Origin of the sequence: Erythrobacter cryptus DSM 12079, assembly GCF_000422985.1 — a bacterium.
In the GTDB taxonomy this organism is placed as follows: domain Bacteria; phylum Pseudomonadota; class Alphaproteobacteria; order Sphingomonadales; family Sphingomonadaceae; genus Erythrobacter; species Erythrobacter cryptus.
In genome coordinates this window covers 55,000-81,609 of sequence record NZ_AUHC01000002.1, presented here as the reverse complement: position 1 = coordinate 81,609, position 26,610 = coordinate 55,000, and the positions used below count along the sequence as shown (strand labels likewise).

Annotated in this window: 31 protein-coding genes; 13 read left to right on the top strand and 18 right to left on the bottom strand. The window is 67.4% G+C overall.

Annotated elements, in window-relative coordinates; all coding sequences use genetic code 11:
- The first annotated feature begins 87 nt into the window (after positions 1 to 87).
- The 4 genes from lptB to trmB all read left to right on the top strand — a co-directional run bounded on the left by lptB (position 88) and on the right by trmB (position 4,151).
- On the top strand, positions 88 to 867 hold the full coding sequence (gene lptB / locus G524_RS0103300) for an LPS export ABC transporter ATP-binding protein (RefSeq protein ID WP_027442436.1): 780 nt from the start codon (positions 88 to 90) through the stop codon (positions 865 to 867).
- A 12-nt stretch (positions 868 to 879) separates the two neighbouring features.
- Positions 880 to 2,376, top strand: coding sequence for an RNA polymerase factor sigma-54 (gene rpoN, locus G524_RS0103295; protein ID WP_027442435.1), 1,497 nt, complete (start codon positions 880 to 882; stop codon positions 2,374 to 2,376).
- Positions 2,377 to 2,579: 203 nt separating this feature from the next.
- Positions 2,580 to 3,275: a response regulator transcription factor CtrA gene (gene ctrA / locus G524_RS0103290; RefSeq protein ID WP_027442434.1), complete on the top strand. Its 696-nt coding sequence runs from the start codon at positions 2,580 to 2,582 to the stop codon at positions 3,273 to 3,275.
- Between the two features lie 174 nt (positions 3,276 to 3,449).
- Positions 3,450 to 4,151: a tRNA (guanosine(46)-N7)-methyltransferase TrmB gene (trmB, locus tag G524_RS0103285; RefSeq protein WP_027442433.1), complete on the top strand. Its 702-nt coding sequence runs from the start codon at positions 3,450 to 3,452 to the stop codon at positions 4,149 to 4,151.
- Positions 4,152 to 4,232: 81 nt separating this feature from the next.
- Here the strand turns inward: trmB and G524_RS0103280 are convergent, their stop codons facing one another.
- A complete protein-coding gene (locus G524_RS0103280) occupies positions 4,233 to 4,625 on the bottom strand; it encodes a hypothetical protein (protein WP_027442432.1) in 393 nt (130 codons plus the stop codon).
- Positions 4,622 to 6,883: an NADP-dependent malic enzyme gene (locus tag G524_RS0103275; RefSeq protein WP_027442431.1), complete on the bottom strand. Its 2,262-nt coding sequence runs from the start codon at positions 6,881 to 6,883 to the stop codon at positions 4,622 to 4,624. Before G524_RS0103275 ends, G524_RS0103280 begins: the two co-directional genes overlap by 4 nt.
- Before the next feature lie 154 nt (positions 6,884 to 7,037).
- Here G524_RS0103275 and mutS point away from each other — a divergent pair, with 154 nt between their 5' ends.
- Together mutS and G524_RS0103265 are read left to right on the top strand one after the other, a co-directional pair.
- On the top strand, positions 7,038 to 9,689 hold the full coding sequence (gene mutS / locus G524_RS0103270; RefSeq protein ID WP_027442430.1) for a DNA mismatch repair protein MutS: 2,652 nt from the start codon (positions 7,038 to 7,040) through the stop codon (positions 9,687 to 9,689).
- A gap of 41 nt (positions 9,690 to 9,730) precedes the next feature.
- Positions 9,731 to 10,129 (top strand): hypothetical protein, encoded by a 399-nt coding sequence (locus G524_RS0103265; protein WP_027442429.1) that lies wholly within the window; start codon positions 9,731 to 9,733, stop codon positions 10,127 to 10,129.
- Between the two features lie 15 nt (positions 10,130 to 10,144).
- Here G524_RS0103265 and G524_RS0103260 read toward each other — a convergent pair whose 3' ends face one another.
- The 4 genes from G524_RS0103260 to gluQRS are packed head-to-tail and all read right to left on the bottom strand — an operon-like array spanning position 10,145 to position 12,743.
- On the bottom strand, positions 10,145 to 11,014 hold the full coding sequence (locus G524_RS0103260) for a 3-hydroxyacyl-CoA dehydrogenase family protein (protein ID WP_027442428.1): 870 nt from the start codon (positions 11,012 to 11,014) through the stop codon (positions 10,145 to 10,147).
- 60 nt (positions 11,015 to 11,074) lie between these two features.
- Positions 11,075 to 11,644 (bottom strand): cob(I)yrinic acid a,c-diamide adenosyltransferase, encoded by a 570-nt coding sequence (locus tag G524_RS0103255; protein ID WP_027442427.1) that lies wholly within the window; start codon positions 11,642 to 11,644, stop codon positions 11,075 to 11,077.
- A gap of 12 nt (positions 11,645 to 11,656) precedes the next feature.
- A complete protein-coding gene (locus G524_RS0103250; RefSeq protein ID WP_027442426.1) occupies positions 11,657 to 11,887 on the bottom strand; it encodes an HIG1 domain-containing protein in 231 nt (76 codons plus the stop codon).
- Positions 11,888 to 11,912: 25 nt separating this feature from the next.
- On the bottom strand, positions 11,913 to 12,743 hold the full coding sequence (gluQRS, locus tag G524_RS0103245) for a tRNA glutamyl-Q(34) synthetase GluQRS (RefSeq protein ID WP_027442425.1): 831 nt from the start codon (positions 12,741 to 12,743) through the stop codon (positions 11,913 to 11,915).
- A 144-nt stretch (positions 12,744 to 12,887) separates the two neighbouring features.
- Here gluQRS and G524_RS0103240 point away from each other — a divergent pair, with 144 nt between their 5' ends.
- Entirely contained in the window at positions 12,888 to 13,496 is a 609-nt protein-coding gene (locus tag G524_RS0103240) for an HNH endonuclease (RefSeq protein WP_027442424.1), read from the top strand.
- A gap of 4 nt (positions 13,497 to 13,500) precedes the next feature.
- Here G524_RS0103240 and kynU read toward each other — a convergent pair whose 3' ends face one another.
- The 5 genes from kynU to dksA all read right to left on the bottom strand — a co-directional run bounded on the left by kynU (position 13,501) and on the right by dksA (position 17,755).
- The gene (gene kynU / locus G524_RS0103235) at positions 13,501 to 14,724 is read right to left on the bottom strand and encodes a kynureninase (RefSeq protein ID WP_027442423.1); all 1,224 of its coding nucleotides are present in this window, start codon (positions 14,722 to 14,724) and stop codon (positions 13,501 to 13,503) included.
- A gap of 39 nt (positions 14,725 to 14,763) precedes the next feature.
- On the bottom strand, positions 14,764 to 15,186 hold the full coding sequence (locus tag G524_RS0103230) for a DUF4112 domain-containing protein (protein ID WP_027442422.1): 423 nt from the start codon (positions 15,184 to 15,186) through the stop codon (positions 14,764 to 14,766).
- Between the two features lie 11 nt (positions 15,187 to 15,197).
- Positions 15,198 to 16,664, bottom strand: coding sequence for an ABC transporter substrate-binding protein (locus tag G524_RS0103225; protein WP_027442421.1), 1,467 nt, complete (start codon positions 16,662 to 16,664; stop codon positions 15,198 to 15,200).
- 66 nt (positions 16,665 to 16,730) lie between these two features.
- On the bottom strand, positions 16,731 to 17,108 hold the full coding sequence (locus G524_RS0103220; RefSeq protein ID WP_027442420.1) for a PilZ domain-containing protein: 378 nt from the start codon (positions 17,106 to 17,108) through the stop codon (positions 16,731 to 16,733).
- A 188-nt stretch (positions 17,109 to 17,296) separates the two neighbouring features.
- Entirely contained in the window at positions 17,297 to 17,755 is a 459-nt protein-coding gene (gene dksA, locus G524_RS0103215) for an RNA polymerase-binding protein DksA (protein WP_027442419.1), read from the bottom strand.
- Between the two features lie 278 nt (positions 17,756 to 18,033).
- On the opposite strand from dksA, the gene G524_RS0103210 reads away from it, so the two are divergent.
- Positions 18,034 to 18,354 carry a hypothetical protein gene (locus G524_RS0103210; protein ID WP_051220874.1) on the top strand — a complete coding sequence of 107 codons (321 nt, stop codon included), beginning with the start codon at positions 18,034 to 18,036 and terminating at the stop codon, positions 18,352 to 18,354.
- Here G524_RS0103210 and G524_RS0103205 read toward each other — a convergent pair whose 3' ends face one another.
- From G524_RS0103205 to G524_RS14815, 5 genes are read right to left on the bottom strand one after another with little or no spacing between them, the layout of a single operon-like run.
- Positions 18,355 to 19,491 (bottom strand): GNAT family N-acetyltransferase, encoded by a 1,137-nt coding sequence (locus G524_RS0103205; RefSeq protein ID WP_027442417.1) that lies wholly within the window; start codon positions 19,489 to 19,491, stop codon positions 18,355 to 18,357. It lies immediately after the preceding gene.
- The gene (locus G524_RS0103200) at positions 19,488 to 20,216 is read right to left on the bottom strand and encodes a glycerophosphodiester phosphodiesterase family protein (protein ID WP_027442416.1); all 729 of its coding nucleotides are present in this window, start codon (positions 20,214 to 20,216) and stop codon (positions 19,488 to 19,490) included. The genes G524_RS0103205 and G524_RS0103200 overlap by 4 nt, the downstream gene beginning before the upstream one ends.
- On the bottom strand, positions 20,213 to 20,668 hold the full coding sequence (locus tag G524_RS0103195) for a RidA family protein (protein WP_027442415.1): 456 nt from the start codon (positions 20,666 to 20,668) through the stop codon (positions 20,213 to 20,215). The genes G524_RS0103200 and G524_RS0103195 overlap by 4 nt, the downstream gene beginning before the upstream one ends.
- Positions 20,669 to 20,671: 3 nt before the next feature.
- Positions 20,672 to 21,292 carry an HAD family hydrolase gene (locus G524_RS0103190; RefSeq protein ID WP_027442414.1) on the bottom strand — a complete coding sequence of 207 codons (621 nt, stop codon included), beginning with the start codon at positions 21,290 to 21,292 and terminating at the stop codon, positions 20,672 to 20,674.
- Positions 21,289 to 21,564: a DUF3572 family protein gene (locus tag G524_RS14815; protein ID WP_036857291.1), complete on the bottom strand. Its 276-nt coding sequence runs from the start codon at positions 21,562 to 21,564 to the stop codon at positions 21,289 to 21,291. The genes G524_RS0103190 and G524_RS14815 overlap by 4 nt, the downstream gene beginning before the upstream one ends.
- Positions 21,565 to 21,634: 70 nt before the next feature.
- Here G524_RS14815 and G524_RS0103180 point away from each other — a divergent pair, with 70 nt between their 5' ends.
- On the top strand, positions 21,635 to 21,988 hold the full coding sequence (locus G524_RS0103180; protein WP_281170483.1) for a response regulator: 354 nt from the start codon (positions 21,635 to 21,637) through the stop codon (positions 21,986 to 21,988).
- Between the two features lie 43 nt (positions 21,989 to 22,031).
- Here G524_RS0103180 and G524_RS0103175 read toward each other — a convergent pair whose 3' ends face one another.
- Positions 22,032 to 22,586, bottom strand: a complete 555-nt coding sequence (locus tag G524_RS0103175) for a Pycsar system effector family protein (RefSeq protein ID WP_027442411.1) — start codon at positions 22,584 to 22,586, stop codon at positions 22,032 to 22,034.
- A 148-nt stretch (positions 22,587 to 22,734) separates the two neighbouring features.
- Between G524_RS0103175 and G524_RS0103170 the strand changes: the two genes are divergently transcribed.
- Positions 22,735 to 22,977 carry an acyl carrier protein gene (locus tag G524_RS0103170; protein WP_027442410.1) on the top strand — a complete coding sequence of 81 codons (243 nt, stop codon included), beginning with the start codon at positions 22,735 to 22,737 and terminating at the stop codon, positions 22,975 to 22,977.
- 2 nt (positions 22,978 to 22,979) lie between these two features.
- Positions 22,980 to 24,215 (top strand): serine palmitoyltransferase, encoded by a 1,236-nt coding sequence (spt, locus tag G524_RS0103165; protein WP_027442409.1) that lies wholly within the window; start codon positions 22,980 to 22,982, stop codon positions 24,213 to 24,215.
- Positions 24,216 to 24,248: 33 nt separating this feature from the next.
- Here the strand turns inward: spt and G524_RS0103160 are convergent, their stop codons facing one another.
- The gene (locus G524_RS0103160) at positions 24,249 to 24,518 is read right to left on the bottom strand and encodes an usg protein (RefSeq protein ID WP_027442408.1); all 270 of its coding nucleotides are present in this window, start codon (positions 24,516 to 24,518) and stop codon (positions 24,249 to 24,251) included.
- Positions 24,519 to 24,793: 275 nt separating this feature from the next.
- On the opposite strand from G524_RS0103160, the gene G524_RS14810 reads away from it, so the two are divergent.
- Complete coding sequence (locus G524_RS14810; RefSeq protein WP_036857288.1) at positions 24,794 to 25,273, top strand: hypothetical protein; 480 nt, start codon at positions 24,794 to 24,796, stop codon at positions 25,271 to 25,273.
- Entirely contained in the window at positions 25,270 to 26,610 is a 1,341-nt protein-coding gene (locus G524_RS0103150; protein ID WP_027442407.1) for a DNA-packaging protein, read from the top strand. The genes G524_RS14810 and G524_RS0103150 overlap by 4 nt, the downstream gene beginning before the upstream one ends.

The window sequence follows — 26,610 nt, the reverse complement described above, 5'->3', positions numbered from 1 at the left end:
CGGGCGGGCAACTGGGTTAAGCAAAAATCCTGCCAAACCCCCGCGGGGCCTTTCCTGCGGCGGCAGGCCTGCTAAAGACGGGGCCGCATGAACAGCGCCCTTCGCACCGATCCGGCCCCCGCGGCCACGCCGATCCAGCCCACCGGCAGCGGGCTCGAGGTGATTTCGATCGCCAAGAGCTATGACAAGCGCAGCGTGCTCACCGATATCTCGCTCAGCGTCGCCAAGGGCGAGGTGCTTGGCCTGCTCGGTCCCAATGGCGCGGGCAAGACCACCTGCTTCTATTCGATCATGGGGCTGGTGAAGCCTGATTCGGGCCGCATCCTGATGGATGGCGAGGATGTCACCAAGCTGCCGATGTATCGGCGCGCCATTCTTGGCCTTGGCTACCTGCCGCAGGAAACCAGCATCTTCCGCGGCATGACGGTGGAACAGAACATCAATTGCGTGCTCGAACTGGTCGAGCCGGACAAGGCGACGCGCGCCAGCGAACTCGAACGCCTGCTCGACGAATTCGGCCTCACCCGGCTGCGCGAATCCCCGGCGATGGCGCTGTCGGGCGGGGAGCGCCGCCGCTGCGAGATCGCCCGGGCGCTGGCGGCCAAGCCCTCGATCATGCTTCTCGATGAGCCCTTCGCGGGCATCGACCCGCTCTCGATCGCCGACATCCGCGATCTGGTGAAGGATTTGAAGCAGCGCGGCATCGGTGTGCTGATCACCGATCACAACGTGCGCGAGACGCTCGATATCGTCGATCGCGCCTGCATCATCTATGGCGGCCAGGTGCTGTTTTCCGGCTCCCCGCAGGAACTGGTCGCCGACGAGAACGTGCGGCGCCTCTATCTCGGCGAGAGCTTCACGCTCTAGCGCGGCCCGGCCATGGCGCTCGCTCCCCGCCTCGATATCAGGCAGACGCAAGCGCTGGTGATGACGCCGCAATTGCAGCAGGCGATCAAGCTGCTGGCGGCCTCCAATCTCGAGCTTGAAAGCTTCATCGCCGAGGCGCTCGAGGCCAATCCGCTGCTCGACACCGCCGCGCCTGCCGAGCCGGGGGAGGCCGAGCGTCAGGAGACGGCGCCCCCGGCGAGCGAGGAGGCAACCGCCGATGCGCTGATGCTCGCTGGCGCCGGCGAAGGCGATGCCCCGCTCGATCTCGCCGCGGTCGATCGCGACTGGGACACGGGCGACGGGTCAGGGCCGGGCCGCGCCGATGCCGAATGGGGCGCAGCGGCAGGTGGCAGCGGCGATGCGCTCGAGCTTTCCGACTGGGAACAGCGGCGCGCCGCCGAGGTGACGCTGGCCGAACATCTCGAGGCGCAGGTGGGCGTGCTCACCCGCGATCCGCGCGCCGCGGCCATCGCCCGCCACATCATCGGCCTGCTCGACGAGGCGGGCTATCTTTCCACCCCGATCGAAGAGGTGGCCGAGGATCTCGGGGTGGCGCTCGACGAGGCCGAGGCGGGCCTCGCGCTGGTGCAAGCGCTCGAGCCTGCCGGCGTCGGCGCGCGCAGCCTGGCCGAATGCCTCGCCATCCAGGCGCGCGAGGCTGATCGCTACGATCCGTGCATGGCAACGCTGATCGCCAATCTCGAAGCGCTCGCGCGCGGCGAGATCGAAAGGCTCAAGCGCCTGTGCAGGGTGGATGCCGAGGATTTTGCCGAGATGCTGCGCGAGCTGCGCAGCTACGATCCGCGCCCCGGCCTTGCCTTTGCCAGCGCGGCGAGCCCGGCGGTGGTGCCCGACATCCTCGTCACCGCCAATGCCGCAGGCGGCTGGGACATTGCCCTCAACGAGGAGACCTTGCCGCGGCTGATCGTCAACCGCGGCTATTACCTCGAATTGAACCGCGGGGCGACCAACAAGGAATCGCAAGCCTGGCTCAAGGAGAAGCTCGCCGATGCCCATTGGCTGATCCGCGCGCTCGACCAGCGGCAGAAGACCATCCTCAAGACCACCGCCGAGATCGTGCGCCAGCAGGATGGCTTCTTCCGCCGCGGCGTCTGCGAATTGCGCCCGCTCACCCTGCGCGAGGTGGCCGAGGCGATCGGGATGCACGAAAGCACGGTCAGCCGGGTCACCAGCAACAAATACCTGTGGTGCGAGCGCGGCACCTTCGAGCTCAAGTATTTCTTCACCAGCGGCGTCGCCTCGGCCGATGGCGAGGGCGCCTCGAGCGCGGCGATCAAGGCGCGGATCAAGGCGCTGATCGAGGCCGAGACCGCGAAGAACATCCTCTCCGACCAGCAATTGGCCGAAATGCTCCAGAAGGAAGGCTTCGACCTCGCCCGGCGCACGGTGGCCAAATACCGCGAGGCGATCGGGCTGGGATCGAGCGCAGAGCGGCGGCGCGCGAAGAAGCTGGCGGGCATATCCTAGCGGTTTTGCCTCAGGTGACAGGCAAAGCGTAAACGCCGATACTGGCAGGGCTTTTTGCCCGCCCGAGGTGTGACGCGAAAGACTCACCGGCAAACGTTAACGCGCTAAACCACTTATTAACCTTTTTTGGTGAGAAGTGGCGTGGTTAACAGGCTGCAACCTCTCCTAAGCGGGGGTTACCACGGGGAAGACAGGGGACAGAAATGCGCGTTCTGCTGATCGAAGACGAGCCGACCACCGCCAAGGCGATCGAGCTGATGCTCACCACCGAGGGGTTCAATGTCTATTCGACCGACCTTGGCGAGGAGGGTTTGGACCTCGGCAAGCTCTATGATTACGACATCATCCTGCTCGACCTCAACCTGCCCGACATGCACGGCTATGACGTGCTCAAGAAGCTGCGCGTCGCCAAGGTGCAGACCCCGGTGCTGATCCTTTCGGGCATTTCGGAGATGGATTCGAAGATCCGCTCCTTCGGCTTTGGCGCCGATGACTATGTCACCAAGCCCTTCCACCGCGAGGAACTGGTTGCGCGCATCTATGCCGTGGTGCGCCGGAGCAAGGGCCATTCGCAATCGGTGATCCGCACCGGCAAGCTGGCCGTCAACCTTGATGCCAAGACGGTCGAGGTCGATGGCGCGCGGGTGCACCTGACCGGCAAGGAATATGCGATGCTCGAGCTGCTCAGCTTGCGCAAGGGCACGACGCTCACCAAGGAAATGTTCCTCAACCACCTCTATGGCGGGATGGATGAGCCGGAACTGAAGATAATCGACGTGTTCATCTGCAAGCTGCGCAAGAAGCTGTCGCTGGCCTGCGGGGGTGAGAACTACATCGAGACCGTCTGGGGCCGCGGCTACGTGCTGCGCGATCCGGGCGAGGAAGTCGAGGCGGCGTAGCTGGTTTTTCAAGGGCGTCTCCCGCGCCCTCGTCCTTGCTGCGTTTCGATGCCTGAGGGATCGCGCGCCTGCGGCGCGCGCCGTGCGCGCGCGGCCCTTCGGGCCTAACTGCCGACACCATCAAACATCGCGCCCGGGGTGGAACATCCCCGGGCATTTTTCTATGGGCGGCCCATGACCGCATTCAAGGACGGCGACCCGCTCACCATCGCCCGGCTCTATGGCCGCGCCCAGGGCAAGCCCCTGCGCGCGCGCCAGCAGGGGTTGGTCGATAACCTCCTGCCGCAGATCGCCGTGCCGGCCGAGGGGCCGGTGACAAGCGAGGTGCTGTTCGGCGATGCGCGCCCCTTGCATTTCGAGATCGGCTTTGGCGGGGGCGAGCACCTTGCCTATCGCGCCGATCTCCTGCCCGATCACGGTTTCATCGGCGCCGAGCCGTTCCTCAACGGGGTGGCCCAGGCGCTTTCCCATATCGAGGAGCAGCGCCTCGCCAATATCCGCCTGCACCATGGCGATGCGCTGGAGGTATTGCAGCGCATCCCCGATGGGGCGCTGACCATGCTCTACCTGCTCCACCCCGATCCCTGGCCCAAGGCCCGCCACGCCAAGCGGCGGATGATGAACGATGGGCCGGTCAAGCTGTTTGCGCAGAAGATGAAGCCGGGCGGCGAATTCCGCTTCAGCACCGATCACCCGGTCTATGTGCGCCACGCGCTGATGGTGATGCAGCGCCACACCGATCTGTTCGAATGGCTGGTGGAAAAGCCGCAAGACTGGCAGGTGCGCCCCTCAGGCTGGCCCGAAACGCGCTACGAACACAAGGCGCGCACCGTGTATGGGCATGAGGTTTGGTATTTCCGCTTCCGGCGGCGGTGAGGGGCCACGGCTTGGCGATGTTTCACGTGAAACAGCCGAGGCCCGCAACCTAGGCGTGTCCTGATCGAGGTCTGCGCCGAACTAGGCTGGGCTGCACGCCCGCCACCGCGGCATCAGGGCGAAGACCACCTGCCCCGCCAGCCCGATGGCCGCATGGGGCTGGGCAAAGTCCGCGAGCCACTGGCCGGGGGTCAGCCCCATCATCCCCACCCCCACGGCGCATTCCGCCGCCATCAACAAGGCAAAGGCGATGCCGCCCATCGCCAGCGCCGCGCCCTTGTCCGCGATGGCAAAGCGCCGCACCAGCCAGCCGCTCGCCCACCAGCTTGCCCCCAGCATCAGCGGCAACTCGATCAGCGTGGCCGGCACCAGCCCTACCAACGGCGCAAGCCACAGCACCCGCAAGCTGCCGAGCAAAAATCCCAGCGCAAACACCACCGCCCAATAGGCAAGGGCGGCGCGCGCGATTGTCACCCCACCACCCCGGCACCCGCCAGCACCGCCAGGGTCAGCACATCGGGCACGCTCGCCGTCATCGGCACGATCTGCACCGGCTTTTCCATCCCGATCAGCATCGGGCCGACCGTGGCGTTGCTGCCCAATTCGCGCAGCAGCTTGGCCGAAAGGTTTGCCGATTGCAGCCCCGGCATCACCAGCACATTGGCCGGGCCGGACAGGCGGCTGAAGGGATAGAGCGCCATGACCTTGGGGTTCAAGGCCGCATCGGGGGCCATCTCGCCCTCATATTCAAACCCCGGATCCTCACGGTCGAGGATCGCCACTGCCTCGCGGATATTGTCGAGCCACTGGCCCGAAGGATTGCCGAAGGTCGAATAGGACAGGAACGCCACCCGCGGCTCGTGCCCCATGCGCCGGGCGACCGCGGCGGTCTCGCGCGCGATATGGGCCAGCGCGGCGGCATCGGGGCGCTCGTTGATGGTGGTGTCGGCAAGGAAGGTGGTGTGGTTCTTGCCGATCATCATGTGGATGCCGAAGGGAATGCACCCTTCCTTGGGGCCGAGCACCAGGTTCACCTCGCGCACGCTTTGGGCAAAGGTGCGGGTGGTGCCGGTGATCATCCCGTCGCCATGCCCGAGCGCCACCAGCAGCGCGGCAAAGACATTGCGCTCCTGGTTCACCAGCCGGCGCACGTCGCGCAGGGTGTAGCCGCGGCGCTGCAGGCGCTTGTAGAGATATTCGACCATCGCCGGCACGTGGGCGCTGTCGGCCGAGTTCTGGATCTCGAAGCTGCCCGGATCGCTCACCGAAAGCTGGTGAAGCTTGTCGAGCACCGCCTTGGTGCGCCCCACCAGGATGGGCGTGCCATAGCCGAAATCGCGGAACTGGATCGCGGCGCGCAGCACCACTTCTTCTTCCGCCTCGGCAAAGACCATGCGGGTGGGGTTGGCCTTGGCGATCTCATAGACCCCGGTGAGCACCGAGGTGGTGGGGTTGAGGCGACTGCGCAACGCCACACGATAAGCCTCGAAATCCTCGATCCGGGTGCGCGCCACGCCCGAATCCATCGCCGCCTTGGCCACCGCCGAGGACACGACCTCAATCAGCCGCGGATCGAAGGGGGCCGGGATGATGTAATCGGTGCCGAACTTGTGGTTCTTGCCATAGGCGCTCGCCACTTCCTCGGGCACCTGCTGGCGCGCCAGCTCGGCGATCGCCTTGGCCGCGGCGACCTTCATCTCCTCGTTGATGGTGGTCGCCTGCACGTCGAGCGCCCCGCGGAAGATGAAGGGAAAGCCCAGCACATTGTTGACCTGATTGGGAAAATCGCTGCGCCCGGTGGCGATGATCGCATCCGGGCGCACCGCCTTGGCCTCATCCGGCATGATCTCGGGCACGGGGTTGGCCATGGCAAAGATGATCGGCTTGTCGGCCATCTTCTTGACCCATTCGGGCTTCAGCGCGCCCGCTGCCGAGAGGCCGAGGAAGATGTCCGCGCCCACCAGCGCTTCTTCAAGGCTGGTGGCGCTGGTGGCGACCGCGTGGGCGCTTTTCCACTGGTCGACGCCTTCGCGCTCGGGGGTGATCGGGCCGGCGCGGTCGCACATGATGACGTTCTCATGGCGCACGCCCATCGCCTTGATGAGCGCCGTGCAGGCGATCGCCGCCGCTCCGGCGCCGTTGACCACCACCTTGACATCCCTGATATCGCGCCCGGTGAGATGGCAGGCATTGAGCAGCCCGGCGGCGGTGATGATCGCGGTGCCGTGCTGGTCATCATGCATCACCGGGATCTTCATGCGCTCGCGCAGCGCGGCCTCGATGATGAAGCATTCGGGGGCCTTGATGTCCTCGAGGTTGATGCCGCCAAAGCTCGGCTCCATCAGCGCCACCGCCTCGATGAAGGCCTGCGGGTCTTCGGTCGCCAGTTCGATGTCGATCGCATCGACATCGGCAAAGCGCTTGAACAGCACCGCCTTGCCTTCCATCACCGGCTTGGAGGCGAGCGCGCCGAGATTGCCGAGGCCGAGGATCGCGGTGCCGTTGGAGATCACCGCGACAAGATTGCCCTTGGCGGTGTAGCGCGCGGCGAGCGAGGGATCGCCGGCGATCGCCTCGACCGGCACGGCAACGCCCGGCGAATAGGCGAGGCTGAGGTCGCGCTGCGACGTCATCGGCTTGGTGGCGACGATCTCGAGCTTACCCGGCCGGATGGTCTCGTGATAGAACAGCGCCTCGCGCGCGGTGAAGCCGCCCTTGCTCTCCTCGCTCATGCTGCCTGATCCCTCCTTGTCGGCCTGGCGATTGCCCCGCCCCGCTTAGCGCCGCGCGCGGCGATGCGATAGGCGATAAATCACGCACGGCTCCCGGGGAAAGCCCCAGGGGCAGGCATTTTCCGAATCGTGCGCGAAGGGCTAGGCCAGCGTCATGGCCGCGCTGCTCGATCCTCTGCTTTCCGCCAAGCCCACGCCGATGATGGCGCAGTATCTGGCGCTGCGCGCAGAGGCGGGCGATGCGCTGCTGTTCTACCGCATGGGCGATTTCTTCGAGCTGTTCTTCGAGGATGCCAAGGTGGCCGCCGCAGTGCTCGATATCGCGCTCACCACCCGCGGGGAGCACGGCGGCGCACCGATCCCGATGTGCGGCGTGCCGGTGCATTCGGCCGAGAACTATCTTGCCCGGCTGATCAAGGCCGGCCACCGCGTGGCGATTGCCGAACAGGTCGAAACCCCTGACGAGGCCAAGGCCCGCGCCAGGCGCGAAGGGCTGCCCTCGTCCAAGGTGCTGGTGCGCCGCGCGATCGTGCGGTTGGTGACCGCGGGCACGCTGACCGAGGAGGCCCTGCTCGAGCCGCGCCGGGCGAATGTGCTGGTTGCGCTTGCCGAGCTGCGCGGGGTGATCGGCATTGCCGCCTGCGATGTCTCGACCGGGGCGATGAGCCTCGAGGAATGTGCGCCCGAGGCGCTTGGGGCCGCGCTGGCGCGGCTTGGCCCGAGCGAGGTGGTGGTGGGCGAGGACTGGCCGCACGGGCCAGACGAGGCGATCATGCGCCCCCGCGCCACCTTTGCCAGCGAAGCGGGGGAAGAGCGGCTCAAGGCCATCCACGGGGTGGCGACGCTCGATGGCTTTGGCGCCTTCACCCGGCCGATGCTCGCCGCTGCCGGCGGCCTCATCGCCTATCTCGAACATGTCGGGCGCGGCACCCTGCCGCTGCTCCTGCCCCCGGTGCGGCGCGAGAGCGGCGCGGTGATGGCGATGGACGCGGCCACCAGGGCGAGCCTCGAGATCCTCGAGGCTTCCACCGGCGGGCGCGCGGGCAGCCTGATTGCTTCGGTTGATCGCTGCGTCACCGGCGCGGGATCGCGGCTTTTGGCCGAGGACCTGTCCGCCCCGCTCACCGATCGGTCGGCGATCGAGGCGCGCCTTGCCCTGGTGCAGTTCTGGCGTGACCGCCCGATCGAGCGCGCGCAGCTGCGCGAGGCGCTGCGCGCGATCCCCGATCTGGCGCGGGCGCTGGGCCGGGTGGTGGCCGGGCGGGGATCGCCGCGCGATCTTGGCCAGCTGCGCGATGGGCTTGCCGAAGCGGGGCGGCTCCACCACTGGCTCAAGGACGCGCCCGATCGCCCCGCGCTGCTCGACGAGGTGATCGCGCAGCTGGCCGGGCACGGCGCGCTTGCCGATCACCTCGCCCGGGCGCTGGTGCCCACGCCGCCGACCGAGCGCGCTGGCGGGGGCTTCATCGCCGATGGCTATGATCCGGCGCTTGACGAGCTGCGCGCGATTGCCGGCGATGCCCGCCGCGCCATTGCGGCGATGGAAGCGCGCTATCGTGCCGAAACCGGGATCGGTGCGCTCAAGATCCGCCACAACGGGGTGCTAGGCTATTTCATCGAGGTGCCCGCGCGCCATGCCGATCGGCTGATGGCCGAGGGCAGCGGCTTTGCCCATCGCCAGACGATGAAGGATGTGGTGCGCTTCAACTCGCTCACCCTGCACGAGGAAGCAACGCGCATCGCCGAGGCGGGGGGCCATGCGCTCGCCGCCGAGGAGGCCCATTTTGCCGCGCTGGTGGCTGAGATCTCGGCCGCGCGCGAAGCGATTGCCGCCACCGCCGCCGCGCTCGCCCGGCTCGATGTGGGCGCGGCGCTGGCCGAGCGGGCCGCCGAGGGTGACTGGTGCCGCCCCGAGATCACCGAGGAGGTCGAACTCGCGATCACCGCCGGGCGCCATCCGGTGGTCGAAGCAGCCCTTGCGCGCAGCGGCGCGCGCTTTGTGGCCAATGATTGCCGGCTCGATGCCGAGGATCGGCTGTGGCTGATCGGCGGGCCCAACATGGGCGGCAAATCGACCTTCCTGCGGCAGAACGCGCTGATCGTGCTGTTGGCTCAGGCGGGCAGCTTTGTCCCGGCATCAGCGGCGCGCATCGGGCTGGTCGATCGCCTGTTCAGCCGGGTCGGCGCGGCCGACAATCTCGCGCGCGGGCGTTCGACCTTCATGGTCGAGATGGTCGAGACCGCGGCGATCCTTGTCCAGGCAAGCGCGCGCAGCTTTGTCATCCTTGACGAGGTCGGGCGCGGCACCTCGACCTATGATGGCCTGGCGCTGGCTTGGGCCGTGGCCGAGGCGGTGCATTCGCAGATCGGCTGCCGCTGCCTGTTTGCCACGCATTACCATGAACTGGCGCGCCTTGCTGAAACCTGCGAGGCGCTCTCGCTCCACCACGTGCGCGCGCGCGAGTGGCAGGGCGATCTCGTTCTGCTGCACGAACTGGCAAGCGGCCCGGCCGATCGTTCCTATGGGCTGGCCGTGGCGCGGCTTGCCGGAGTGCCGCCGGCGGTGGTCGATCGCGCCCGCGAGGTGCTCGCAAAGCTCGAGGAAACCCGCGCGGCGACCGGGGGGATCGCCGCCGGGCTGGGCGATCTGCCGCTGTTCGCCGCCGCGCAGCAGGCCCCGCGCGAGACTCCGGAAGAAGCGCTAGCCACGGCGCTGCGCGCCACCGATCTCGACGCGCTGAGCCCGCGCGAGGCGCTCGATCTGCTCTATGAATGGAAGCGCAACCTGCCCCCGGCGCGCAGCTGAGGCAACCAAGCCTTAACCACGCAGCGGCTAGGCTTGCGCCCATGTCGCGAACCCTGTTCGAAAACAGCAAGGCTGCGCTCGCCTTTGCGGGCATGACCATTTTGGGGGCAGTCGCGCTGGTGGGCCCTTCGGACAAGGGCGGCGTATTGCCCAGGCTGGCCGACCGGCTTGCCGCTGAAGGTGCAGCAGGCGCCAGCGAGGGGCGGGCTGATGCCGCAGCACAAGGCGCGGGCGATCAGCCTCAGCGCGATGACCCGTCGCCAAGCGTTTTCGGCGACTACGTGCCGCCCAGCCCTGCTCCTGCAGCAACGGCACCTGCGCGCGCCGCCGCGCCCGGCAACCCGATGACCGCTCCGCTCGCCCCGGGTGCCACCATCAGTTCCGACAGCGAACCGGCCAGCGCCCTCAACACCGATCCCGACATGGCGGTCGCGCCATAGAGCAAAGCCGCGCGCTCAGCGGGTCGGCACCGGAATCTCGCCCGAATAGTCATAAAAGCCCCGTCCGGTCTTGCGCCCGAGCCAACCGGCCTCGACATATTTCACCAGCAAGGGCGCCGGGCGATACTTGCTGTCGCCGGTGGTCTGGTAGAGCACCTTGATGATATCAAGGCAGGTATCAAGCCCGACGAAATCGGCCAGTTGCAGCGGACCCATGGGGTGGTTGAGGCCGAGCCGGCAGCCCTTGTCGATATCCTCGATGCCGGCCGTGGACTGGCCGAGCACGAACACCGCCTCATTGATCATCGGCAGAAGGATGCGGTTGACGACAAAGCCAGGCTCGTCCTGGCTCAGCACCACTTCCTTGCCCAGCCCCCGGGCAAAGGCGGTGACGCGATCGGTGGTGTCCTTGGAGGTAGCAAGCCCCGGGATCACCTCGATGAGGCCCATCACCGGCACGGGGTTGAAGAAATGCAGGCCGATGAAGCGCGCCGGATCGGGGGCATGGTTGGCCATCCGGGTGATCGGGATCGACGAGGTGTTCGAGGCCATGATCGCTTGCGCGGCCAGCACCTTGCCGGCCTTCTCGAAGATCGCGTTCTTGATCTCCTCGCGCTCGGTCGCCGCCTCGATGATGAGATCGGCCTCGGCGAAGGGGGCATAGTCGGCAACCGGGGTGATGCGGGCAAGCAGGCTTTCAGCCTCGTGGGCCTCGATCTTGCCGCGGCCCATCAGCTTGGCGAGCGCCTGCGCGATCTTCTCCTTGCCGGCTTCGGCGCGGGGCAGATCGACATCGGTGAGCATGACGGCCATGCCATGGGCGGCGATGGTCTGGGCAATGCCGGTTCCCATCTGACCGGCGCCGATGACGGCGATGTTGCGCATGAGGCGGCTCCTTCGCAAGTGCAGCAGGTGCGCCGCACTAGCGATGGTGCAGGGCAAAAGCTAGCGGTTAGCGCCGGGAACCCACTTCACATCGCGCGCGCCATCCTCGTTGACGACGCGCGCCAGCACAAAGAGCAGATCGGATAGCCGGTTGATATAGGCAAGCGCGGCCGGATTGACCGCTTCCTCGGCCGCCAGTGCCACCATCGCGCGTTCCGCCGCACGGGTGGCGGCGCGGGCGACATGGACGCGCGCCGCACCCTCGCTGCCGCCGGGCAGCACGAAGCTGGTGAGCGGTTCGAGCCGCTCGTTGAGCGCATCGATCTGCGCCTCGATCCAGGCCGGCTGGGCCGGAACGATGCGCAGCACCATTTCGGACGGGGCAAAATCATCCCCCGGCGTTGCCAGATCGGCGCCAAGATCGAACAGATCGTTCTGCACCCGGGTGAGCAGCGCCCTGTGGCCCGCATCGTCAAGCGCGCAAATGGCAAGGCCGATGGCGCTATTGGCCTCGTCAACCAGACCCACGGCGTGGATGCGCGCGGCGTGCTTGGGGCAGCGCGAGCCATCGACAAGTCCCGTCGTCCCGTCATCCCCGGTGCGGGTGTAGATGCGGTTGAGCTTGACCATGGGCCTTGCGGGTCAGCGCGTCACCGCCAGCAGGATCGCCACCACCACGACGGCAAGCGCCTGATACTTGATCCGCGCGAACATCGCCTTGTTCTGCAGCAGTTGCATTTCGGTGGCAGTCTGGCCCTCGCCGCTTTCAAGATCGATCTTGGTCGTCCTGAGGAAGGCGACGATCCCGCGGATCAGCGAGAAGGCGGTAAGGCCCATGAGGATGATGAGCAGAGGCACGAGCACATATGTCATAAGGCCTGTAATGGACGCTTGGGCTTCAGGTTCCAAGTGCCAAATGGGCGCGGCGCAATTCGTCGGCAAGGCGGCGCCCGTCCTCCCCGGCAAGGCGGCGGGCGGCAAGCGCGGGCGAACCGCGGCGCTTGGCGAGCTTTTCTCCTCGCGCATCGGTCAGCAGGCGGTGGTGGTGCAAGCGCGGCACCGGCAGGCCGAGCAGCGCCTGGAGCAGCCGGTGGACATGGCTCGCAGCAAACAGATCGGCCCCGCGCGTCACCAGGCTCACCCCGTCGGCCGCATCATCGAGCGTGACCGCAAGGTGATAGCTTGCCGGCAGATCCTTGCGCACCAGCACCACATCGCCAAGGCCCGACAGGTCCACCGCCTGCGGGCCGGCGAGCGCGTCCTCCCACACCAGCGGCCCCGCCAGCGCCAGCGCCCGCGCGCTGTCGAGCCGCAAGGCCGCCGGGCGCGCGGGATCAGGGGGGCGGTGCCGGCAGGTGCCGGGATAGATGAGCCCGTCCGAACCCGGCTTGGCACCCGCCGCCTCGATCTGTTTGCGGGTGCAGGTGCATGGGTAAAGCAGCCCCAGCGCCTTCAGCCTATCGGCCGCTGCCGAATAGTGTGCAAGGCGGGTCGATTGCGCGGGCACCTCGTCCCATTCGAGCCCCAGCCATTCAAGATCGCGGCGATATTCATCGGCAAGCTCCGCGCGCGCGCGCGGCCCGTCGATATCCTCGATGCGCAGCAGGAATCGCCCCCCGCTCACGCGCGCAAGGTCATGCGCGATGATCGCCGCAAGCGCATGGCCGAGGTGCAAGGGCCCATTGGGGCTGGGCGCGAAACGGGTGGTCTGGGCAGCGCAATCGGGCATTATTCTTCCTGATGCCACAGGACATTTCCTTGCGCCATCCACAGCCTGCCCACAGGCCGTCCCTGTGGATAGCCCCGCTGTCACGGGTTTGACTCTTTAGCTTGGCACGGCATGTTCGCTCCAGTCAGGGAGGAACGCAGAACCGTGTTCAACGCCGAACTGATCGAGAAGGTGGCCCGTTTTCGCGGTGTCGATGAAGACCCGAGCCGCAATCTCTCGGCCTGCCCTGCCCTGGTGCTCAACGCTGATTATACGCCTCTCTCCTACTATCCGCTGTCGCTCTGGCCGTGGCAGACGGCGATCAAGGCGGTGTTCCTCGACCGGGTGGATATCGTCGCGAGCTATGACCGCGAGGTGCACTCCCCCAGCCTCGACATGAAGATCCCGAGCGTGATCGCGCTCCGGCAATATGTGAAGCAGAGCGAATTTCCCGCCTTCACCCGCTTCAACGTGTTCCTGCGCGATCGCTTCCAGTGCCAGTATTGCGGCAGCCGCGAACATCTCACCTTCGATCACGTGATCCCGCGGCGGCTGGGCGGGCGCACCACCTGGGAAAACATCATCACCGCCTGCGCCCCGTGCAACATGAAGAAGGGCGGGCGCACCCCCCGCCAGGCCGGGATGCAGCCGCAGCAGTCGCCGATCCGGCCAACGAGCTGGCAATTGCAGCAGGCCGGGCGGCTGTTCCCGCCCAACTATCTGCACGAAACCTGGCGCGACTGGCTCTATTGGGACGTCGAGCTGGAAGCCTGATCGGTCAGGTCACGGCGGCGCGGCGGCGAAATTCGGGCCGCTGCCATTCCCCCCGCGCCAGCACCTCGGCAAGGTGCCGGGCCGCGGCGGCCATATCGGCAAAGCTCAGATAGGCCGGGGCAAAGCCCAGGCGCAGCACATCAGGATCGCGAAAATCCCCGATCACCCCGCGCGCGATAAGCGCCTGACAGATGGCGTGGGCCTCGCGGTGGCGGAAGGCAAGATGGCTGCCGCGCGCCGCGGCATCGGCGGGGCTGGCAAGTTCAAGCTCCACCCCGAGCGCTTCCAGACATTCAAGGAAGAATTGCGAAAGCGCCTGCGCCTTGGCGTAAAGCCGCGCCACGCCGAGGCTGGCGATCAGGTCAACCCCCACCTCGAGCGCGGCAAGCCCGAGGATCGGCGGGGTGCCGGCAAGCAGCCGGGCAATGCCCGGGGCCGGGGCATAGTCATCGACAAAGGCAAAAGGCGCCTCGTGCCCGAACCAGCCGGTCAGCGGCTGGGACAGCCGGGGCAGATGCCGCGCGGAAACAAAGGCATAGGCCGGCGCGCCGGGGCCGCCGCACAGATATTTGTAGCCGCACCCCACCGCGAAATCGGCGCCCGCCGCGTTGAGGTCAACCGGCAACGCCCCGGCCGAGTGTGACAGATCCCACAGCACCAGCGCCCCTGCCGCATGCGCGGCCTTGGTGAGCGCGGCCATGTCGTGCACGGCGCCGGTCTTGTAATGGACATGGGTGAGCAGCAGCAGCGCGACATCGCCATCCAGGGCCTCGGCGAGACGCTCGGGCGCAGCCAGCCGCCGCCGCGCCAGCCCCTGCGCCTCGAGCCCGGAGATCATGTAAAGATCGGTGGGGAAATTGCCCGGCTCTGACAGGATCACTTTGCGCCCCGGGCGCAGCTGCAAGGCTGCGGCGATCAGCTTGAACAGGTTGATGCTGGTCGAATCGCAGGCGATCACCTCCTGCGGCGCGGCGCCGATCAGCGGGGCGATCTTGGCCCCCACCCGCGCCGCCATGTCGAACCAGCCGGCCCGGTTCCACGAACCGATCAGCCCCTCTCCCCATTCCTCCTCCACCACCCGCGCCAGCACCTGCGGAGTGGCACGCGGCAGGGCGCCGAGCGAATTTCCATCGAGATAGATCACGCCATCGGGCAGGCGGAACAGCGCTCGGGCCGCAGCCAGAGGATCGGCAAGGTCGAACTCGCGAGCGCGCGCTTCGATGGTCATGCGCCCATGCCCTAGCGCCGCGATGGGCTGCGCTGCAAGCTAGGCCTCGATCACCCGGGCCTTGGGATGGTGGCGGTCGATATGGCGGCGCAGCAGCCTGAGGTTGCGGGTGTTCGAGCGGAACACCACGTCGGCCGCATCGCCCACCAGCGGCACCGCGCCAAGCGCGGTGTCGAACAGCACGTTCAATCCCATCCGCGCAAGCTTCCAGCGCGAAAGCCCGAGATTGCGCGCCTCCCAGATGAGGTAGGCGCCCATCGCGGTGGTAAGGATTTCCCCCAGCACCGGCACCAGCCCGATGAGCGCATCAAGCCCGATGGGCAGATTGATTCCGGGGATCACCAGGCTGCGTTCAAGCAGCCGCTCGAGCGCCTCGATCCGCATGCGCACCGCGGCAGGATCGGTGCCGGTCGGCAGCTGGGCAAGGATCGCGCGGGCGGGGTCGCGGCGGGCAGTGGTCATGGTCATGCGCCTTATGTGGGGGGCTGCGAGAGCGGGAACAAGGGGTGCATCCCCCAGGGGTTGGGCTGGAAATTGCGGATCGAACCGCGCACCAGCGACCAACGCACCGGCGCGCCGAGGGGGATGAAGGCCTCGCGCTTGACCAGCGCGGCATGAGCCTCGGCCATCAGCCGCTCGCGCCGCGCGGGATCGGGCTCGGTCAGGGTCTGGCGCACCAGCGCGTCGGCCTCGCGCGAGCACAGGCCGGCCCTGAGCGCGCAGTTGAACTGGTTCAGATACCAGCGCGGCGCGGCATAGCGGGCAAGCGTGTCGCGCAATTCTAGATCGGCCTCGGCGACGCTCGCCACCCGCCGCACCGTCACCCCGATCGCGCCCCAGGCCTCGGCCAGCTGGCGCAGCAGCAGATCGCTGCCCGGCGCGCGTGGCAGCGCGATCCGCACCACCGCCTCGCCCCCGCCCTCGGCGCGCCAGGCCCGCACCCGGGCTGCGGCAACGCGGCGGCGTTCATCGAGCGACATGCCATCCCAGCGATCAGCGGGATAGGGCCGGCCGGCAAACAGATCGGGGGGCACGATCCAGCTGCTTTCGCGCCAGCCGGAAATGCCGAAGCCCTGGATCAGCGCCGCCCGATCGATCGCCATCGACAGCGCCTCGCGGCGGGCCGGATCGGCGAGCAGCCCCTCCTCGCGGCGCACCATCAGCCCGAACAGGCCCTGGGCGGGATCGGCCTGGATCGTCCCGCGCGAGAGCGGGCCGACCTCGGCCAGGGGAAAATCAGTGAGGCTGCCGCCCAGCACCAGATCGATCTCGCCGCGGCCAAAGGCGCTGACCGCGGCCTCCGGGCCGAGCACCTGCACCGTGACGGGCCGGGCAATCTGCTCCCAGTCCTCGCGCGCGGGCTGCCCGCGCGATTCGGGCGGGAGTGCGGTGAGCCGGGCGAGATCCGCGCCTTCCTCGCGCGACATCACCATCGGCCCGACGCCGCTGCCGTTCTTGACAAAGCCCAGTTCGGGCTGCGCCAAGAGCCGCAGGAAATCGGGCATCGGCGCGCTGAGCCGCACCTCGATCACCCTTCCGGTCATCGCCCGCACCTCGCGCACCTTGGCAAGGTCAAGCCCGAGGGCGGTGCCCCGCAAGCGGGCAATCGCCTCACGCAGCTGCCGCCGCGCTTCGATTGCGGTGATCTCCTCGCCATCGGGCCAGGTGCTGTCGCGCAGGCGGAAGATGTAGCTCATGCCATCGTCGGTGACGATCCAGCGCTCGGCAATCGCGGGCACCACCTGCCCGGCGGCATCGAGGCTCACCAGCCCCTCGTTGGTTGCCGCCCGCAAATGCTGCGCGGCAAAGGGCAGGCGCACCCCCTGCTGGAACAGGCTGCCAGGCGTGCCGATGATCGCCACCGCCACCGGGCCATCGCGTCCCGCGGCCCCGCAGGAGGTGAGCAGGATGAGCGCAAGCACGGAGAGCCAGAATCGCATCACGCCTGCCTAGCAGGTCGCACCGCGCCGGTCAGCTTGCGCGCGCAGGCAGTGGGAGGGGGCGAATCAGATCTTGCGCAGGCGGCTCGGCTCGGGCGGCTTGGGCGCCCGATGCGCCCACGAGCGCTCGTAGAAGCCAAGCGCCGATTCGTCGCTGGCCTGAACCGGGCGACGCGCCTTTTGCGAATCGATTTCCTCGTCGAAGGCGACGCCAAAGCGATTGTCCTGCACCCAGGCGACCGTGCCGCCCACCGCGCCGATATTGCGCAATTCGATGGTGAGCCGGTTGCCGCGTTGCACCCTGATCTGGCCCTCGCCCATCATGCCGCCGTCAGACAGGTTGCGCACCCGCACCCGATGGGTCTCGCTGCCCTGTTCGATCCGCACGTCAGCCAGCAGGAACAGGCTGTCGCGCGCAACGCTGCGTGTATCGACCCCGGTCATGCCCGCATTGTCTCCTCAACCGACAACCGCGCGTGGCACCCCGCCGGGGCGCATCGCGGCTGCGCCAATCTCGCGCCCGCAACGATGGCGCATTCGCAGTAAACAGGTGGTTAAGCTTCGCCCCGCCGCGAGCGCACAAAAACAAGCCCGTCCCAAGCCGATACACAAGGGCGCAAAGCTGTTGATGACTAGTCGTCGCGCGAGACCTTCTCGCGCCGTTCGTGGGCTTCCTGGGCCTCGACCGTCATGGTGGCAACCGGGCGCGCGATCAGGCGTTTGAGGCCGATGGGATCGCCGGTCACCTCGCAATAGCCATATTCGCCGGTATCGAGCCGCCGCAGTGCTGCGTCGATCTTGGCAATCAGCTTGCGCTGGCGATCGCGGGTGCGCAGTTCGATGCCCCAGTCCGTCTCGCTCGAGGCGCGGTCGGTCAGATCAGCCTCACGGATCGGGCCGTCCTGGAGCGATTGCAGCGTCTGGCCAGCCGCCGAGTGGATCGCGCGCTTCCATTCCGTGAGCAGCATCCGGAAATAGGCCTGCTGGCGCTCGTTCATGTATTCCTCGTCCTCGCTCGGCACATAATCCGGAGCGATCAGGCGCTTGGCTTTCTCGAGGATGTCGATCTCGTCAGACGCGGCAGATGGCATGAAGCTTCCTCATCCCGTGTGGCACTGGGCTGACCAGTGCGTCCTGCCGCCTCAATTTTTTCATTGGCTCACTTGGTCCCAGCAAGTTGAAGCACTGCGGCGCCTATAGGCAAGCCCCCCAAACCGCACAAGCGCCTTTGGCAGCTTGTGAGCACACAATCGGGCGCGCCACCAGCCCGCCCGGGCTGGCGTTAACCATTTCTTGACCATGATCGCCGCAGTCTGCCCCCACGGAAGGTCGCTCGGGGGGCGACCGGGTGAGGAACGGGGACAAGACCATGACGATCATTGCCATTGCCGCGAGAGGCGCGCGGGGCGCGGCGAGCGAGAGCCTGCTGGGCGCCTGGCTGGCGCAGGCGGCCGAGGGCGAGCCGGAAGCCTGCTTCAACCTCGGCGTTGCCTTTTCCACCGGCAGCAACGGGGCCGAGTGCGATCTCATCGAGGCGCACAAGTGGTTCAATCTTGCCGCCGCCCGCGGTCACGCGGAAGCCGCACGCTGCCGCGCCGAGATCGCCGACGAGATGACCGCGCGCGAGATCGCCGAAGCCCAGCGCCGGGCCCGGCAATGGCTGGCCGAGGGACGGCTGCGGGCGGCCTGATCAGCCCTTGCGGAAGGGCGTGCGGGCATCGAGGGTGAGCTGGTCGCTCGCCACCCCGGCGCGCTCGCGTTCAAGAAAATCGGCCACCGCCGCGCGAAAGCCGGGATCGGCGATCCAATGCGCCGACCAGGTCCTGACCGGCTCATATCCGCGGGCGAGCTTGTGCCCACCCTGGGCCCCGGCCTCGACCCGCTTTAGCCCCCGGGCGATGGCAAGCTCGATCGCCTGATAATAGCACAGCTCGAAATGGAGGAAGCGCACCTGCCGGGTGCAGCCCCAATAGCGCCCGTAAAGCGCATCGCGCCCGAGGAAGTTGAGCGCGCCGGCAATCGGCTCGGTCCCGTCATAGGCGAGGATCAGCACGATCCGCTCACCCATCCGCGCGCCGAGCAGGCTGAAGGCCTCGCGGGTGAGATAGGGCCTCCCCCATTTGCGGCTGCCCGTGTCCTGATAGAACTCCCAGAAGGCGTCCCAATGCGCCTCGGTGATGTCGCTCCCGGTGAGATGACGGATGGTCAGGCCCCCCACCGCCGCAGCGCGCTCCTTCCTCAGGTCCTTGCGCTTTCTCGAGGAGAGCGCGCCGAGAAAGTCCTCGAAGCTGGCATAGCCGCGGTTGAACCAGTGGAACTGGATATCGGCGCGCAAGAGCCAGCCGCCCGCCTCGAACAGGGGAAGCTGGGCAGGGTCAATGAAGGTGGCATGGGCGCTCGACAACCCGTTCTGGAGGCACACCGCCTCGGCGCCCTTGAGCAGGTGCGGGGCAAGCGCCGGGTCGCTGAGCAGCAGGCGCGGCCCCGTCGCCGGGGTGAAGGGCGCGGCGATCTGGAGCTTGGGGTAATAGCGCCCCCCTGCCCGGTGCCATGCATCGGCCCAGGAATGGTCGAACACATATTCGCCCTGACTGTGCCCCTTGGCGTAAGCGGGCAAGGCTGCCAGCAGGCGCCCGCTATCGTCGGTGATGGCAATGGGGGCAGGCTCCCACCCGGTGCCGGGCCCGACAGAGCCCGAATCTTCCATCGCGGTGAGGAATTCGTGGCTGACAAAGGGATTGTCGTTCCCGCCCAGCGCGTTCCACGCCGCGCGGCCAAAGGCGCCGACCGATGGGGCGATCCGGACGGTCAAGGCCGCATCGCTCACGCGAGGCCCGCTCCTTCGGCAATCAGGGCATCGGCGTGGGCAGCCCCGCGCGCGCGGGTGTCGGGCGAGCGCACCGTCCAGGTGAGCAGCGGGCGGCCGCTTTCGCGCCACAGCTGGGCGAGCGCATTGGGAAGATCACGCACATCAGCGGCGAGAAAATCAGGTACACTGCGCTCGAGCGCCTTGGGCGCGCGCCAGGCGCTCTTGTAGCCGTGATCGAGCGTGTCGGTGACGACCAGCCCGCGCACCGCCTCCGGGGCATGGCGGGCGAACCACTCACCGACGCGCAGATCAAAGCTCATCACCGCAAGCGGGCCCTGATAGGCCGCCAGCACCCGGTTGATCGCCATGCACGGCTCGCTCAAGGAGAGATGGGGCTGCGCCTTGACCTCGACGAGGATCGGCACGCGGCCCGCCACCAGTGCGAGCAGGTCAGCCAGCCGCCAGATCGTCTGGCCGGTCTCCATCAGGGCAAGCGCGCACAATTCGTCGGCGCTGCGGGCCGCAACCTTGCCGCGCGCGCCGGTCAGCCGGTCAAGCTCCCAATCGTGGAACACCATCGGCACATTGTCGCGGCTCATCTGGATATCGCATTCGATCCCCATGCCGCGCGCGATGGCCGCTTCGGCCGCGGCGCGCGAATTTTCCGGCACGCCCTCGCCGTGAAGCCCACGATGGGCATATTCCCACTGCGTCAGCCAGGCAGGCGCGCGCCGCTCGCTCATGACTTGAGCGCGACAATCGCATCGACCTCGACCGCGGCATTGAGGGGCAGCGCCGCCACGCCCACCGCCGCGCGGGCGTGCTGGCCGGCCCCGCCGAAGACCTGCTCCATCAGATCCGATGCGCCATTGGCGACCTTGGGGTGATCGAAGAAATCCGGGGTCGAGGAGACGAAGGCGCCAAGCTTGACCACCCGCTCGACCTGTTCAAGCAGGCCTGCAGCCTCAAGCTGGGCAAGGATCATCAACCCGCAGGCGCGCGCGGCGCGCTGACCTTCCTCGAGGCTGACATCGGCGCCCAGCTTGCCGGTCATCACCGCGCCATCGACAAAGGCGATCTGGCCCGAGACATAAGCCACGCCGCCATGCACCACCACCGGGACATAGCTGGCGACCGGCGCGGCGGGCTTGGGCAGGGTGATGCCGAGTTCGGCGAGCTTGGCGGCGATGGTCATGTCTCAATCCTCCAGTCGTTCGAGCAGCCAGGGCAGGGCCTCGTCCCAGCGGTCGATCCGCGAATGGGCATGGCCGGCCTTGTGCGCACAATCAATCGCATGGGCGATCATCGGCTCGCCGCACAGGTGCAGGCGGGTGACATGCGGCGTGATCTCGGCCACCGAGGCATGGTGCTGGGCAAGATCGTCGATGAACAGCGCCTTGCTCGGGGCATATTCGGCCAGGATCGCCCGCAGCGCCGGACCCTTGGGGCCCTGATTGGTATAGACCCGGGCATTGATGCCGACCGCGGCAAGCTGCGCGGCGCGCTTGTCGCGGCGCTCGTCCACCAGGTTGGTGAGGATCACCACGTCGGCCTTCTCGGCAAGGGTGTTGATCCCCTCGACCGCGCCGGCGATCGGCGTCTGCGTGTCCATCTGGGTATCGAAGAAGCGCCCGAGCATCCGCCAGATATCGGCCGGGGCAAGCACCTCGCCGCTGTCCTGCCAGCGCAGCGCCTGGGCAAAATTGTGGCCTTCAAGGTGGAAGTCCACGCCCTGGGTGGTCTCGAGCCAGTGCTTGAAGGGGGCAACCATGTGCAGCAGCACTTCGTCGCAATCGGAGATGATGAGCGGGCGGGTCATGTGTCGAGAGCGTTCCTGGCGGCGACCAGTTCCTCGGGGCTGACGGCAAGCGCCTCGGCCGCGCGCAGGAGATCGGGTTCATGGTCGGCAAGAAAGGTGAGCGGCGCGGCCAGCACCGCCCGATCGGCAAGCCCGGCGCGCAGCCGAGCCGGATCGAGCCCGGTGAGCGCAAGGAAGCGCACCGCACGCTCCTCGCAGGCGAGCACCCAGGCGAGCGCTGCCAGCGCCAGCGCCTCAGGGTCTGCCGAAAGCTGTGCGGGGCCTTGCGGGATTGCCGTGTCCTTCCTGTCGGGTTAGTCGGTAATTAGGTCATGAGCGGGGCGCGATGTGACAAAGCGGATCATGGTTGTCGAGGACAATGACCTCAACCGGAAATTGTTCTGCGATGTGCTCAAGGCCAATGGCTTCGAGGTCGAACCGGTGGCCGAGGGCGACAAGGTGCTCTCCACCGCGCGGCAGGTGGTGCCCGATCTCATCATCATGGACATCCAGCTCGGCGGGGTTTCCGGGGTTGATCTCATCGAGGCGGCCAAGCGCGACCGGGTGCTGCGCAAGATCCCGGTGCTGGCGGTCACCGCCTTTGCCGCCAAGGGCGATGAGGAACGCATCCGCGCAGCAGGGGCGGCCGCATACCTTTCCAAGCCGGTCTCGATCAGCCCCTTCATGAGCGCGGTGCGCGCATTGCTGGCGGCCTGAGGGCGAGCGCAGGGGCCAGGGGGACGGGGCAAGCCCCGAGGGCCTAGAGCAGGTTCTCCAGCAGGAACACCAGCAGGGTAAGGCCAAGGCCGCCCAGGAACAGGTGGTAGGCATAGGCAAGATAGCGATACTTGCGCCGGTGCAGCACCATCCCGTTCTGGTAGAGATCGCGCAGCATCACCCGATAGAGCGCCTCGTCATCGTGGAGGCGCGCCAGCATCGCCCTTGTCCAGGCTTCCTCGTCCATGAGTGCGAAATGGCCGAAGAACAGCAGGTTCCTGTGCTCCTCGGGCACGGCCTTGGCGCGCATCGGCGGGGTGATCGCCAGCACCGCGAAGATGGTGGAGAGAAAGGCTGTGACCGCAAGGCAGATCATCGACCACTGCACCGCGGCGGACAAGGCCTGAGTGATCACCAGCGAGAACACCACGAAGGTGGCGCCGATAAGGATATTGGCCTTGCCATCGGCCATCTGCGAAAGCGACAGGGTGAGCGATTGCGCGGTGCGGATGAGGTGGACGCCGTGGGGGGAAAGCGGCGCATCGGGCGCGGGCGGCGCCGCCTTTGCGGGCTGAGACTGACGAGCGGCATCGGCCATTACCCACCTCCTTGCGCCCCCCCGGCACGCCGAAAACTTGACAAGCAGCCCCATCCGCCGCTTTGCACGCGTAGTATATGAGGCCAAAGCGCCGCACAACCAACGCCACGCCCACAGCCAGGCCCCAGCCACGAAAGCACCCTTTCGCATGACCCCAGCCGAAGTCGACGCGCGCATCCGCGAGCTTATCCAGCCTTTCAACAAGAAGGGCATCGCCATCGAGGATTCGACCACCTTTGCCGGCGATCTCGAGTTCGACAGCCTGACGGTGATGGATTTCGTCGCCGAGATCGAGGATGCCTTCGATGTCATCATCTCGATGAACCAGCAGGCCGAGATCGAGAATTGGGGCCAGTTGGTGGCCGCGGTCCACAAGCTGCAGGAAGGCTGATCATGGCCACCGCGATGAGCGAAAATCCCACCCCCGCGCCGGTTGACCTGCTGGCCAAGTTCGATCCCATCATCCAGACCCGCGAGGCGCTGCTCGCCGCCGGGGTGGAGGATCCCTTCAATCTGGTGATGGACAAGGTGCTCTCGCCCACCCGGGCCATCTGCAACGGGCGCGACACCATCCTGCTTGGCACCTACAATTACATGGGGATGACCTTCGATCCCGATGTGATCGCCGCGGGCAAGGCAGCGATGGAGGATTTCGGCGCGGGCACCACCGGCAGCCGCGTGCTCAACGGCACCTTCCGCGATCACCGCGATGTCGAGGCGGCGCTGCGCGAATTCTATGCCATGGATCACGCCATGGTGTTCTCCACCGGTTACCAGGCCAATCTCGGGGTGATCTCGACGCTGGCGGGCAAGGGCGATTACATCATCCTCGACATCGACAGCCACGCCTCGATCTGGGATGGCTGCAAGATGGGCGATGCCGAGGTGGTGCCCTTCAAGCACAATGATGTGGACGCGCTCGAAAAGCGGCTCAAGCGCGTGCCCGAGGGCGCGGGCAAGCTGGTGGTGCTCGAAGGGGTCTATTCGATGCTCGGCGATGTCGCGCCGCTCAAGGACATGGTGGCGATCGCCAAGCGCCACGGCGCGATGGTGCTGGTGGACGAGGCCCATTCGATGGGCTTCATCGGCGCGCATGGCCGCGGTGTTGCCGAGGAGCAGGGGGTGATCGACGAGGTCGATTTCATCATCGGCACCTTCTCCAAGAGCGTCGGCACGGTCGGCGGCTTTTGCGTGTCCAATCACCCCAAGTTCGAGGTGCTGCGGCTGGTGTGCCGGCCTTACGTGTTCACCGCCGCCCTGCCGCCGAGCGTGATGGCGTCGAGCGCCGCTTCGATCCGCAAGCTGATGCATGGCGGCAACAAGCGCGCGCATCTGTGGGAGAACAGCCGCAGGCTGCACCAGGGGTTGCGCGATCTGGGCTTCCAGCTCGGCACCGAAACCCCGCAGAGCGCGATCATCGCGGTGATCATGCCCGATCTCGAAAAGGGCGCGATGATGTGGGAGGCGCTGCTGAAGGAGGGCCTCTACGTCAACCTCGCCCGTCCCCCGGCAACCCCGGCGGGCATGACGCTGCTGCGCTGCTCGCTGTGCGCCGAGCATTCAGCCGAGGAAGTGACTACCATTCTCGGCATGTTCGCCCGTGCCGGCAAGGCGATCGGGATCATCTGAGCCGAAGCTGTTGCGGCCCTGGCCCGCAGCGCCTCAATGGATCGAGATGATCCCGTCCACGGCCCGCCATTCCTGCGGGCCGATCAGGTGCTTGTGCGCGACCCGCACCGAATGGAGCACGGCGTCGATCTCGCGCCGCCAGAAGGCAAGGAAGCGGTCAAGCTCCGGAAAATGCGGCGCCACGTCGTATTGTTGCATCACGAATTGCTGCAGCAGGCTGCGATGGTCGGGCATGTAATAGTGGATTTCCACCGTGGACAGGCCGTAGCCCGCCATCTGGGCCAGGAACGCGCGATCCGTCATCAGCTCTCCTCGCAAGCGACATGAAGAAAAGGGCTGAACCCAGAAAATCGCACGAATCCGATTGTCGTCAATGGAAAAATGGCAATTTTGTTTCAGGCGTCACCCGCCCCGGGGCTGAAAAGCCCTCCGCGCAGTAACCAATCTGGTTATTTTTCTTGACATCGTCACGCTCTTTGGTTAAGAGGGGGCATCATCGGAAAATTGCGATTCGCCAGCGGGCGGCCCTCCCTCTGGGGAGCCGCCCTTTTGTCGTTGCCGCACGAGGAGTTCCCGCCATGCCCAAGTCGCCGGGCAAGCGCGTCGCCATCCGCCCCGATCTCAAGGATGGCGAGTGCGCGCGCGTCAGCACCAACTGGCGCCGGCAATTTCTCGATCACCTCGCCGAGACCTCGAATGTTGCGGCCTCGGCCGCAAGGGCCGGGGTCTGCCCCAGCCGCGCCTACAAGGTGCGGCGCGAGGATGCGGAATTCGCCCGCCAGTGGCAGGCCGCGCTGGCCGAGGGCTATCTTCATCTCGAGATGGAGGTGGTGCGCCGCCTGCGCGAAGGCGACAACAAAACGTCAGGCGAGGAGCGCTTCGACCTTGCCAATGCCATCCGCCTGCTCGCTGCCCACCGCGAGAGCGCCGGGCGCGCCGGCGCGACGGTGCGCCATGTCAGCGCCGCCGAGGTGCGCGCCTCGATCGACCGCAAGATCGAGGACATCCGCCGACGCATCGCCCGGGAGAAGGCTGCCGCCGAGGCAAACGGCAAATGACCAGCGCGCTGGTCGCGCTGCTCGAAGACCAGACCGACGAGGCGGCGCGCGTGCGGCAGCAGCTGCTGCGCCGCCTCAGCCAGACCGAACGCGACCACCTGGCGTTCCTGTGGGAGTTCCAGGCCCGCAAGGAGCAGCTTCCCCCGCCGGGTGACTGGCGGGTGTGGATGATCATGGCCGGGCGCGGCTTCGGCAAGACCCGGGCCGGGGCCGAATGGGTGCGGATGATCGCCGCCAGCGATCCCAATGCCCGGATCGCGATTGTCGGCGCCTCGCTGGCCGAGGCGCGCGCGGTGATGGTCGAGGGCGAGAGCGGCCTCTTGCACGTCTGCCTTGCGGGCGAGGCGCCGCTCTACCAGCCTTCGCTCCACCGCCTCACCTTTCCCGGCGGGGCGCAGGCGCAGCTGTTCTCGGCCGCCGAGCCCGAGGCGCTGCGCGGCCCGCAGCACAGCCACGCCTGGTGCGACGAGGTCGGCAAGTGGCCGCTCGCGCATGAGCGGGCAACGCGCTGCTGGGACAATCTGCTGCTGGGCCTGAGGCTGGGGGAAGACCCACGGATCGTGGTGACCACCACGCCGCGCGCTGTCCCGCTGGTGCGGCGGCTGGTGGGGCAGGCTGGCGTGTCGGACGAGGTGGTGATCACCCGCGGCACGACCGAGGACAATGCCGCCAACCTGCCGGCTCGGTTCCTCGCCGCGATCACCAGCGAATTTGCCGGAAGCCCGCTCGCCCGCCAGGAAATCGGCGGCGAGCTCATCGACGATATCGAGGGCGCCCTGTGGACCCGCGCCATGCTCGAGGCGGCGCGCGAGCACGGCGAGGTGCCCGAGCCGCTGCGGGTGGTGGTCGCGGTCGATCCGCCCGCAGGCAGCGGCGGGGATGAATGCGGGATCATCGTGGCCGCGCTCGGCGCCGACGGGATCGCACGTGTGCTGGCCGATTGCTCGATCAGCGACGCACCGCCCGCCGCCTGGGCCAAGGCCGTCGCCGAGGCGGCGCAGGCCTGGCAGGCCGATCGGGTGGTGGCCGAGGCCAATCAGGGCGGCGCGATGGTCGAAAGCGTGCTGCGCGCGGCGGATCATGCCTTGCCGGTCAAGCTGGTGCATGCCGCGCGCGGCAAGCTGGCACGCGCCGAGCCGGTGGCGGCGCTCTACGCCGCGGGCCGGGTGCGGCATGTCGGCATGTTTGCCCGGCTCGAAGACCAATTGTGCGGGCTCATCACCGGGGGCGGCTATGCCGGCCCCGGCCGCAGCCCCGACCGCGCCGACGCGCTGGTCTGGGCGCTCAGCGAATTGCTGCTGGGACGCCGCCAGCTTCCGAGTGTCCGCCCGCTGTGA